8 protein-coding genes, 14 tRNA genes and 1 pseudogene are annotated in these 10,805 nt (G+C 38.2%); 5 read left to right on the forward strand and 18 right to left on the reverse strand.

Annotation, left to right across the window (positions count from 1 at the left end):
* Positions 1-194 precede the first annotated feature (194 nt).
* Positions 195-521 (reverse strand): DUF3221 domain-containing protein, encoded by a 327-nt coding sequence (locus tag ACNSTQ_RS17360; protein ID WP_418201083.1) that lies wholly within the window; start codon positions 519-521, stop codon positions 195-197.
* A gap of 204 nt (positions 522-725) precedes the next feature.
* Entirely contained in the window at positions 726-1,253 is a 528-nt protein-coding gene (locus tag ACNSTQ_RS17365; RefSeq protein ID WP_418201084.1) for an AAA family ATPase, read from the reverse strand.
* 401 nt (positions 1,254-1,654) lie between these two features.
* Here ACNSTQ_RS17365 and ACNSTQ_RS17370 point away from each other — a divergent pair.
* Positions 1,655-2,518, forward strand: a pseudogene (locus ACNSTQ_RS17370) (Rpn family recombination-promoting nuclease/putative transposase).
* A gap of 256 nt (positions 2,519-2,774) precedes the next feature.
* Positions 2,775-2,975, forward strand: coding sequence for a transposase (locus ACNSTQ_RS17375; RefSeq protein WP_418201085.1), 201 nt, complete (start codon positions 2,775-2,777; stop codon positions 2,973-2,975).
* Positions 2,976-3,083: 108 nt separating this feature from the next.
* Here ACNSTQ_RS17375 and ACNSTQ_RS17380 read toward each other — a convergent pair whose 3' ends face one another.
* The gene (locus ACNSTQ_RS17380) at positions 3,084-3,839 is read right to left on the reverse strand and encodes a ZIP family metal transporter (protein ID WP_418201086.1); all 756 of its coding nucleotides are present in this window, start codon (positions 3,837-3,839) and stop codon (positions 3,084-3,086) included.
* Between the two features lie 841 nt (positions 3,840-4,680).
* Here ACNSTQ_RS17380 and ACNSTQ_RS17385 point away from each other — a divergent pair.
* From ACNSTQ_RS17385 to ACNSTQ_RS17395, 3 genes are all read left to right on the forward strand, one after another.
* On the forward strand, positions 4,681-5,919 hold the full coding sequence (locus ACNSTQ_RS17385) for a saccharopine dehydrogenase family protein (protein WP_418201087.1): 1,239 nt from the start codon (positions 4,681-4,683) through the stop codon (positions 5,917-5,919).
* Complete coding sequence (nspC, locus tag ACNSTQ_RS17390) at positions 5,920-7,047, forward strand: carboxynorspermidine decarboxylase (protein WP_418201088.1); 1,128 nt, start codon at positions 5,920-5,922, stop codon at positions 7,045-7,047.
* Positions 7,048-7,232: 185 nt separating this feature from the next.
* Complete coding sequence (locus tag ACNSTQ_RS17395; protein WP_418201089.1) at positions 7,233-7,550, forward strand: DUF2535 family protein; 318 nt, start codon at positions 7,233-7,235, stop codon at positions 7,548-7,550.
* Positions 7,551-7,931: 381 nt separating this feature from the next.
* Here ACNSTQ_RS17395 and ACNSTQ_RS17400 read toward each other — a convergent pair whose 3' ends face one another.
* The 15 genes from ACNSTQ_RS17400 to ACNSTQ_RS17470 form a co-directional block, all read right to left on the reverse strand.
* The gene (locus tag ACNSTQ_RS17400; protein WP_418201090.1) at positions 7,932-8,792 is read right to left on the reverse strand and encodes a tyrosine-type recombinase/integrase; all 861 of its coding nucleotides are present in this window, start codon (positions 8,790-8,792) and stop codon (positions 7,932-7,934) included.
* Positions 8,793-8,955: 163 nt separating this feature from the next.
* A tRNA-Ile gene (locus ACNSTQ_RS17405) sits at positions 8,956-9,032 on the reverse strand.
* Between the two features lie 11 nt (positions 9,033-9,043).
* Positions 9,044-9,117 (reverse strand) — tRNA-Gly (locus ACNSTQ_RS17410).
* A 116-nt stretch (positions 9,118-9,233) separates the two neighbouring features.
* Positions 9,234-9,310, reverse strand: a tRNA-Pro gene (locus ACNSTQ_RS17415).
* Between the two features lie 6 nt (positions 9,311-9,316).
* Positions 9,317-9,393, reverse strand: a tRNA-Arg gene (locus ACNSTQ_RS17420).
* A gap of 4 nt (positions 9,394-9,397) precedes the next feature.
* Positions 9,398-9,486, reverse strand: a tRNA-Leu gene (locus ACNSTQ_RS17425).
* 16 nt (positions 9,487-9,502) lie between these two features.
* Positions 9,503-9,577 (reverse strand) — tRNA-Gly (locus ACNSTQ_RS17430).
* A 4-nt stretch (positions 9,578-9,581) separates the two neighbouring features.
* Positions 9,582-9,656, reverse strand: a tRNA-Gln gene (locus tag ACNSTQ_RS17435).
* A gap of 23 nt (positions 9,657-9,679) precedes the next feature.
* Positions 9,680-9,755: transfer RNA gene (locus ACNSTQ_RS17440), tRNA-His, on the reverse strand.
* 31 nt (positions 9,756-9,786) lie between these two features.
* Positions 9,787-9,862, reverse strand: a tRNA-Phe gene (locus tag ACNSTQ_RS17445).
* A gap of 52 nt (positions 9,863-9,914) precedes the next feature.
* Positions 9,915-9,990, reverse strand: a tRNA-Asp gene (locus ACNSTQ_RS17450).
* Between the two features lie 77 nt (positions 9,991-10,067).
* Positions 10,068-10,144 (reverse strand) — tRNA-Met (locus ACNSTQ_RS17455).
* A 160-nt stretch (positions 10,145-10,304) separates the two neighbouring features.
* Positions 10,305-10,397: transfer RNA gene (locus ACNSTQ_RS17460), tRNA-Ser, on the reverse strand.
* A gap of 50 nt (positions 10,398-10,447) precedes the next feature.
* Positions 10,448-10,524, reverse strand: a tRNA-Met gene (locus ACNSTQ_RS17465).
* A 30-nt stretch (positions 10,525-10,554) separates the two neighbouring features.
* A tRNA-Ala gene (locus tag ACNSTQ_RS17470) sits at positions 10,555-10,630 on the reverse strand.
* Between the last annotated feature and the right edge of the window lie 175 nt (positions 10,631-10,805).

The raw sequence follows: 10,805 nt of genomic DNA on the forward strand, positions 1-10,805 counted from the left end.
TTATCTTCCTTAATTTAATAGAAACCTATGTATTCGATATGTGAACTAATTCGACAAAATACCTAATAATACCTGTTCTTATTAAACAATCCTGCTCGTTAGCACAACAAGGCAAGCGATACCCTCTTAAATTATCGCCTCTGTTAGTTAAATTAGGTGCATTTGATTATCTGGTTCATTTCATCAACAAGCCACTACTTGCTCTCACGTTCAATTTTTAACCCACTAGTTTGTGGAGGGTTAGACTCTCTAATGTAGTCATACCACACGTTCACTTTCTGTCCTTTTGTTATGTCAGCCAACATACTTTTATCTTCGACGATAACCCAGATTGTACCATCAGAAATAATGGAATCGCTGGTTACTTTTAGAGTAACTTCTTTCCTTCTTTTTTTGATAACCTCTCCATTGAGGACTTTATCATCGGATATACCGAATAAGGAATTATTTGTATTCGAAATTCCCTCTTTATATTGATTATTATTAGTAGTTTCAATATCTGTACCGTCACTACATCCCATCATTACATCATTAACAAAGTAACTAATAACAAGAAAGATAGCATTTTCCTCTAATAAATCCCTCCTTTTCTACAACTACTTTACTTCAATATTTCAAGAAAAACATTACTGCTACTGTTCCAGTATTCTACCTGTTACTTAAAAAACGTAGGAACTGTCATAGCAACAGCTCCTTAACTAATGCATCCATTAGTCTAAGAAAAATTAATATATAAATGTAGGAAGCTCTTTTATTTTCCTAAGAACCCCATCTAAATCGGATGGTTGTACATTGGTTGTATTGCATAAAAAACGCTTATTTAGTCCTTTACTTTCAAATTCATTCATTAATTCTAAACATCTTTCTCCCATCTGATGTTCTTTAATCCTTAAAGCATCTCGTTTCAGCAATTCATCTCTATCCACCCATAAAACAACATAGATAATTTCTACATTCTGTACCTCGGCATAGACCCTTTGTGAGAGCTTTTCTACTTCTTCTGGGAAAGCAACATAATCAATGATTACGTTTTTATTGGCTTGAACAAAATTAATACTTAAATCCACTATATTTTCCCAGACTAATGACAGGGATTCTTCACTTTCCCACGGCGGAAGGTATCCGCCAATAACCATAAGATTAATTAAATCACCTTCAATATAAGCACTATGATCAAATAATTCAGCGAGTCTCTTTGAAGTTGTAGATTTACCAACTCCAGCTGGTCCAGATATAATATAAATTCTATTCATTGTTTCCGCCTACCTTATCTATGTAATTCAATGGTAATATCTTTGAGTCCTTATTCAGCTAAACTTCTTGTTCTTAACATTTCGATTATCGAAAAGTAATCTTTTTTAATGGTTGTTTTCAAATTATAGCTATTCTACTTAAACTAAACTGCTTGTTCGTTTAAATTCATTATTTCATAAACTCAATATTTATTGTATTTTTATTTTAACATAAATTACCAAACAGCTCTCGTTCACGTTGAAACTCATACGTTAATTAACAGCCGCATCACAAGATGGAAATATTTAATTCCATCTATGCGAATCGCTATGTGGTTTGATATGTGAATTATAACTATATAAGTGTGACGAACATACGATCTCTATATTATAATTAGAACAAACATTCGTATAATGAGGTGATGAAAATTATTAAAGCTCCACTTGATCATGATCGTTGGTTTAAAGAGTTAATTACTACTTTTTTTGAAGAATTCATCTTAGCTTTTTTTCCTGACGTTTATGAACATCTAGATTTTCAACATGTAACCTTTCTTAATCAAGAAGTATTTACTGATGTGATTAAAGGAGATAAGAGAACTGTTGACTTAATTGTTGAGACTAAATTAAAAGGCAAAAATTCATTGATTATTATCCATATCGAGCCACAATCCACCTATCAAAAAGATTTCAATGACCGGATGTTCATCTACTTTAGCCGGCTTTATGAAAAATATCGTCTCCCCATTGTTCCTATAGCAATTTTTAGTTATGATAAAGTTAAATCCGAAAAAAATACATTCACCATTGATTTTCCATTTAAAAATGTACTGTCTTTTCAGTTTTTTACTTTGCAACTTAAACAGAAAAACTGGCGTGACTTTGTCAAACACCCTAACCCTGTTGCGTTAGCATTATTAGGGAAAATGGGGTATTAACCTGAGGAAAAAGTGAGAATTAAAGTAGAGTTTTTGCGAATGCTCGTTCAACTTCGACTCGATCCTGCTCGTCAAACGCTAGTTCATGGGATCTTTGAGAAGTATCACAAACTATCTGTTAACGAAGAACAGCAACTTAACAATTTTTTTCAACATATTCCAAAAGATGAGGTGAATCATATTATGGAACTAATGACTTCATGGGAGAAAAAAGGTTTTGAAAAAGGGATTGAAAAAGTGGCAAAGCAAATGCTTCTAAAAGGGTTCACAATGAAAGATATTCAAGACTTAACAAGCTTATCTTTTGAAGAAATTGAAAAGTTAAAGATGCAACTAGATAAGGTGTAATAATATAAAGGTCTGTTTTCAGGTTTTGTTTGTACTAACTCACCGGGAGACAGAATTTTATTTCATCAACGCAAAAATAAAGTAGGTTTGGAGTATTGAAAGTTAGCTAACGGTCTCACTGTGCTACTCGAATAAAAAGTGTCCTCTCCCATTGTTCCTATAGCAATTTTTATTTATGATAAAGTTAAATCCACTGGAAATCACAGAAACTTAACGATTTTTTCAACATATTCCAAAAGATGAGGTGAATCATATTATGGAACTAATGACTTCATGGGAGAAAAAAGGGTTTGACAAGGGCGTTGAAAAGGGCTTTAACAAAGGGATTGAAAAAGGAATTGAAAAAGTGGCAAAGCAAATGCTTCTAAAAGGGTTCACGACGAAAGATATTCAAGACTTAACAAGCTTATCTGTTGAAGAAATTGAAAAGTTAAAGATGCAACTAGATAAGGGTTAATAATATAAAGGTTTGTTTATTAAGACAATATCAATAAGGGGCACTCCCTAACTAGGAATTGCCCCTTATTGGAATAACACGACTATCCATATTCAAATCTCCAACACATTACAAATAATGAAGCCACAACGAGATAAAGACACCAATTGAGGTCACAAACCCTACAGTTGGTCCCCCTTCTTTATAGGCCTCGGGCATCATCGTTGATGCAAGCATCGCAATAATAGCTCCTCCAGCAAAGCAACTAACAATCGCTTTAATGCTATTAGAAGCAGATTCTAACAATGTTGCACCGGCTAAAGCACTTAATGCCGAGAAAAAAACAACGAGACTCCACATGACGATAATTTTCTTCTTTGAAAATCCACTTTGACGCAAACCCACAGTACTTGAAAGCCCTTCCGGAATGTTACTGATAAAAACAGAGACAACGAGGGCTAAGCTGACTGACCCACCACCGATTAAACTCATGCCGATCATCGCTGATTCAGGGAGCGTGTCCATTACACTTCCAATGAAAATCCCCATCCCGGAAGTTTTACCCCCATCCTGTTGCTCCGACTCTTTAATGAACTTTCGATCTGACTGTTTTCGCTGTTGTCCTCCACCTTTATGGGAGATAAGGTAGTCTAATATAGTAAAAAGCAACGCTCCACCTAAAAAGCCGATGGCTACTTCTGTAAAACCACTTATTTTTAACGAGTCTTCTAATAACTCATAGGTTGTCGCACCAATTAATGCTCCTGCCCCAAGTGCCATAATATAACCAATGATACGACTTGGGATTGAGAACTTAATTGCTAGTAATGCTCCAAACAATGTAGCTGATGCCGCAAGTGTCCCCCAAAAAAGGGCATTCCACATATGAGAACGCCTCCTTCATCATTCTTGTAAATATACATTTTTCCAATGAAATAACACCATTGTTTGCCGACAACTTCAAAAAAAATGAACAAAACAAGGCATTCATTCTACGCCTTTTATATTGTTTATAGTTTGCAGACTTTTTATGCGGAGCGGTATTTATCTTTACTATTTGTTGGTGCGTTTTCAGCATCTAACCTTCACTAAAACCGAACGAAAAATAGGTCAACTTTTCTGTGGATGAAAGTTTGGTAAAATTTTTTTATTTTACCTATTGAAATTTATAAATTTTGTTGTTACTCTATAAAAGCGTTATTGGAAAGCAAAATATTCAATATATCACTTCTTTCCATGCAGATAATACTGACCACTTCCTCTTAAAGGAAGTTAAGGCCATACGGACAGCCGGGTCTAATGCCGATTGGCAACTTAGTTGCCTTATTGATTGAGTTAGAAGCTCAAATTTTATAAGTTGGTTACTTTATAACCAGTGCAATTGCACAACAACTTGTGAAACGGTCAATAAGAGTGCTTAAAGTAATTATTTGCTATAGACTCTGAACCTATTATGATATATTTTGAATATTAAAAGCTTTCTAATATACTAATTTTAGACTTCTACGTAGACACTAGATCTGTCTATTTCATAGTATACTTATGCTTTTTAATAGGATTGAATATGTCTTAAGCCACAAGCAGGTGTTGCGCTCATATTGCGTATTACACTTGCTTTTTTTGTTCGTTTCAAATTTTTTAAAAAGGGTACTGTCCTACATAGTTGATCTTCTTTATGATAAGACCCTAATTGATCGTAAAATTTATTACGTTAGGAGAATGTAACATGGGAAAAGCACTTATTATTGGTTGTGGTGGTGTAGCAACAGTAGCTATCCACAAATGCGTTCAAAACAGTGAAGTATTCGAAGAAATTTGTATCGCTAGTCGTACAAAATCAAAATGTGACGACCTGAAAGCGAAACTAGATGGCGGGAAAACAAAGATTACGACTGCACAAGTGGATGCAGATAATGTAGATGAGCTTATTGCTTTAATTGAAGAGGTTAAGCCGGATATCGTTATGAACTTAGCACTTCCATATCAAGATTTAACGATTATGGATGCTTGCCTTGCAACCAAAACACACTACTTAGATACAGCAAATTATGAGCCAGAAGATACGGCAAAATTTGAATACAAATGGCAATGGGACTACCGTGAGCGCTTTGAAAAAGCAGGAATTACTGCTCTTCTAGGAAGCGGATTTGATCCTGGTGTAACGGGCGTATTCTCTGCTCATGCTCTTAAGCATCACTTTGATGAAATCGAGTATATCGATATTCTCGATTGTAATGCTGGAGACCACGGTTATCCGTTTGCAACAAACTTCAACCCTGAAATCAACATTCGTGAAGTGTCTGCCAATGGCCGCTATTGGGAAAATGGTGAATGGGTAGAAACGAAGCCGATGGAAATTAAGCGTGTTTACAACTTCCCTGAAGTTGGTGAAAAAGACATGTACTTGTTATATCACGAAGAGCTTGAGTCTCTTGCAGAAAACATCCCTGGCTTAAAGCGCATCCGCTTTTTCATGACGTTCGGTGAAAGCTACTTAACTCACTTAAAGTGCCTTGAAAATGTTGGCTTAACGTCAATCGAGCCAATCGAATACGAAGGACAACAAATCGTCCCGCTTCAGTTCTTAAAAGCGTTATTACCTGACCCTGCTAGTCTTGGTCCACGTACGAAAGGAAAAACAAACATCGGTTGTATTTTCCAAGGGAAAAAAGACGGGAAAGACAAAACGTATTATGTATACAATGTTTGTGATCACGAAGCGTGTTTTGCTGAAGTAGGCTCTCAAGCTGTATCTTATACGACTGGAGTTCCTGCGATGATCGGTGCAATGATGATCATGACTGGTAAGTGGAACAAACCAGGCGTTTACAATATTGAAGAATTTGATCCAGATCCATTTATGGAAGCATTAAACAAATGGGGATTACCATGGAAAGAAAGCTTTGACCCTGAGCTTGTAGATGGAAAGCCTGCCGAGCAAAAAGAGCCGGAGCTTGTTCGTTAAATGAAGTTTGAAGAACTACCGACACCATGCTATGTAATAGATGAAGCACTTCTTGAACGAAATTTACAAATCTTAAATGGGGTCATGCAACGCACAGGATGTAAAATTGTTTTAGCACAAAAAGCATTTTCCATGTCTTACTATTACCCTCTCATAGGAGAATACTTAAGTGGGACTACAGCTAGTGGCTTATTTGAAGCTCGTCTAGGTTACGAAGAAATGGGCAAAGAAAATCATGTCTTTGCCCCTGCCTATCGTGAAGATGAAATCGATGAAATTATCTCAATTTGCGATCATATTATTTTTAATTCTTTTTCGCAGTTAGAAAAATTCAAACATAAAGCACTACAGGCTGGTAAAAAAGTCGGCTTGCGTATTAATCCGCAGTGTTCCACACAAATTGGCCATGAAATCTATGACCCTTGTACTACGGGTTCTAGGTTCGGTGCTTTAGCAGACGATTTTCGCCCTGAGTTGCTAGAAGGTGTAACAGGATTACATTTTCACACGCTTTGTCAGCAAAACTCGGATGATTTAGATACTACGCTTCGAGCGGTAGAGGAAAAATTCGGTCAGTGGCTGCCACAAATGGAATGGATTAATTTCGGAGGCGGTCACCATATTACGAGAGAAGATTATGACATCTCTTTACTGGAATCTTGTATTAAAAGAATGCAAGAAAACTATGGTTTAAAAGTATACTTAGAGCCAGGTGAAGCCGTTGCCTTAAATGCTGGCTACTTTGTTGCTTCGGTACTTGATACGCATCAAAACGGAATGGACATTGCGATTCTTGATACATCAGCTACTTGTCATATGCCGGACGTATTGGAAATGCCGTACCGCCCTCCCCTATTCGGTTCTGGGGAGGCTGGAGAAAAGCCGTTTACTTATCGTCTTGCAGGGCAAACGTGTTTAACAGGAGACGTCATCGGCGATTACTCATTCGATGAGCCTTTAAAATGTGGAGATCGCTTAGTGTTTGGTGATATGGCGATCTATACGATGGTCAAAACAACAACATTTAACGGCATGCCATTACCTGCGATTGCGGTAAAAGATAAGACTGGTGATTGTAAAGTGGTTCGCGAGTTTGGCTATGAAAACTTTAAAACAAGACTAGCATAAGAGAGAGACAAAGAATACAGGAAGGCATGGCACATAAACATGCGCGGCTTCCTAAGTTCGACTTACAGAGGATGACTCATAAGTGTCTGCTCACTCACATCATCACATTGGAAACCAGAATCTATCATTAGGTTCTGGTTTTTTATGGTATAATCAAACGAAACGGATAAAAAGAGGCTGATCGTGTGTTATATAAAACCTTAGAGTTCCAAAATGTTCTGGGCCAGAAGGTTAAAGTCATAGAGATACCTGTAGTAGCCCGTAATCATCAACATTATTTCATGATACAAGCTCGCTTGCAGATGTTTATTTCCCAACTATATAATCAACCTAAAGCAACAAGCTCCTTTTCGTTTCGAGATTATTTAAAGCAAAAAATGGAATGGTCTGAATTTGAGCGTTTATTTTCGATGGATGCACGTATTCGTAAAAACCATCATACCAATGACGATACTCTAATCTTCTTACCTGCATGTGCCAGGAACCGTGATTTCCCTTGCTGAACAATGAAGAATGGGAAACTCATTAGGGACCCTATTGATTTGTAAGGCTAGGCTATTTATATAATCCGGCCTGTATGGTGTTAGTCTAGCAAATTGTTTTGCGTTTGCGGTCTGAGAAGCCCTTATTTATTCAAAAATCATCGTTTTTAAGACGTATGAGGACTGAGAAGCTCTTATTTTCATAAAAGCATGCGAGTATTACGAAAATTTCGTGCAATAAGGGCCTCTGAGTCCGCGAAATCGATCAAAAGGGTGTTTTGTTCACAAATAACGGCTCCTGAGTCCGCTTAATGTCTACCGGGCCTTATGAAATTATTTAGACATTTTTTTAATGAACCAAAAGAAGAAGCACTTAGGCTTTGACCTAAATGCTTCTTTTTATTACGCGTAATTTTCGTCAGTGTTATGGTCCATTTCATATTTTAAATATTGTTTAATTAAGTTCGTATCTGAATGACCTGCCAATTGAGCAACAATTGATAAATCTAGACCTTTTTGTACTAAGTTGTAACAAAATGTATGGCGAAGCTTATGCGGATGAACGCCGTATTGTTTTAACGTATGCTGAACAGTACGAGCAGCCATGCGTTGTTGATAATTAGATAAAAAGAGAGCTTCTTCATCATCATTTCTAGAATTCAAATAATCCTTTAGATGCTGTACGACCGACCTTGTCAGCGGGATTGTTCGGTTATTGGCTTCTTGTTTACTTTTAACGACTAGTTGCCCTGTTTGATTTTTTTCATTTAATTTGAGATCTGATTTATTTAAAGAACAAAGCTCTGAGACTCGAATTCCCGTTTCTAACAACGTATAAACGATAGCCGTATTCCGTGGATTCCCAGCAGACTCAACTTCATTTAATAGTTTCTTAACTTCTTGTTCTCTTAAAATCTCAGGAACAAAGGGCGCTTTATCACTTTCATCTTTTGAATAATAAATATCATGCGTAAGATCTAATCGATCAATGGACTTCGCATACGTATTAATCGTATTGATGATCTTTTTAATCGTTGAAATGCTCCGTTGTTCCCCTTGCAAATGATTGATATAAGTTTGAACGTCTTCTTTATTTAGTTCTTTAATTGGTTTACCTTGAGTTTCTAACCATATAAAGAAAGATTGGAGAACACCGCAATACGTTTTTCTTGTATTTTCTGACCGGCCCTTTTGAGAGAGATAGCTTGCAAAAAAATCTAGTATCTTAGTGATATCTCCATTTTCAGAATATTGATTTTTCAAAACTATCTCCCCCTTTATAATTTGTCATAAGTATAACTTGTCAATTAAAATTTGTCAAATTCTGCGCAAGAATAAAATGTTGATAAAAAAATACCCCAAAAGTTCAATAGAAAATTGATCTTCTGGGGTATGTATGTATATTTATTTTTTGGTTTTTATAAAATGGTGGGCCTAAGTGGACTCGAACCACCGACCTCACGCTTATCAGGCGTGCGCTCTAACCAGCTGAGCTATAGGCCCATTCAATATAATGGAGCGGGTGATGGGAATCGAACCCACGACATCAGCTTGGAAGGCTGAGGTTTTACCATTAAACTACACCCGCAGGTTATTCACTTAAAAACATGCCTATTCTCTTCTAGCAAATTCAATCCAGATCATGCGTCGATGTAACTTGTGATGCTTAGTCTAGACTACTAAACTACAATCGCATTCTTGAAGTGGTCGGGAAGACAGGATTTGAACCTGCGACCCCCTGGTCCCAAACCAGGTGCTCTACCAAGCTGAGCCACTTCCCGATATTATGGCGCGCCCTGAGAGATTCGAACTCCCGACCTTTTGATTCGTAGTCAAACACTCTATCCAGCTGAGCTAAGGGCGCATTATGGTGCCGAGGGCCGGACTTGAACCGGCACGGTAGTCACCTACCGCAGGATTTTAAGTCCTGTGTGTCTGCCAATTCCACCACCCCGGCAAAGCAGACAATTTATTGGAGCGGAAGACGGGACTCGAACCCGCGACCCTCACCTTGGCAAGGTGATGTTCTACCACTGAACTACTTCCGCAAAATGGCTGGGCTAGCAGGATTCGAACCTACGCATGACGGAGTCAAAGTCCGTTGCCTTACCGCTTGGCTATAGCCCAATAAAAATTTTATAATTTAAAAATGGGGCGGCTGATGGGAATTGAACCCACGAATGCCGGAATCACAATCCGGTGCGTTAACCACTTCGCCACAACCGCCATATTAAAAGTAAATTACGTTTATTTTTAATGGTGGCTCGGGACGGAATCGAACCGCCGACACATGGATTTTCAGTCCATTGCTCTACCGACTGAGCTACCGAGCCACAAAATCTATATCAACTGTAGTCGATCAAAGACTACAAGGAAATAAAAGAATGGCGGTCCCGACGGGAATCGAACCCGCGATCTCCTGCGTGACAGGCAGGCATGTTAACCGCTACACCACGGGACCACTTTTAAATTGGTATTTTTAAGAAATACTTATATTATCACCTAAGTAATAATTCCAATTAAATGCACTAATTGTTTTGGTTGCGGGGATAGGATTTGAACCTATGACCTTCGGATTATGAGCCCGACGAGCTACCAGACTGCTCCACCCCGCGTCGTTATAAAGTAAATGGATGATGATTCGCTTCGAAGAGTCTTGACTGTCTCTTCCTCTTACAGCTTTTTCTTTGAAGTTTATGCTCGAGACAACTCGGCGCTTTTTCACCGATGATTCGCTCGTTGCTCCACCCCGCGTTATATGAAGGAATAAATAGATGGCGGAGGAAGAGGGATTCGAACCCCCGCGCGGTTTAACCCGCCTGTCGGTTTTCAAGACCGATCCCTTCAGCCGGACTTGGGTATTCCTCCATAACCTTCTTGATGAAGATCTCGAACCATAATCTATAGGTTCAATATAATGGTAGCGGCGGAGGGAGTCGAACCCACGACCTCACGGGTATGAACCGTACGCTCTAGCCAGCTGAGCTACACCGCCATTATAAAAAGAGATGTAAATATAAATACATGGTGGAGCCTAGCGGGATCGAACCGCTGACCTCCTGCGTGCAAGGCAGGCGCTCTCCCAGCTGAGCTAAGGCCCCATAAAACATACACCTTGATCTTCTACTCTGTATATCTTCGTGCTACATTGCGTCTAGGAAGCTTAATTCACAGACGCAAATAAGTTAATCAAACCATTATAAGTTCTCTCAAAACTGAACAAACAGCACAAGCGTACATACCGAGGTATGCATCGACTAGAGTTAAATACTCCAT

Origin of the sequence: Alkalihalobacterium sp. APHAB7 (assembly GCF_048323755.1) — a bacterium.
Classification (GTDB): domain Bacteria; phylum Bacillota; class Bacilli; order Bacillales; family Bacillaceae_F; genus Alkalihalobacterium.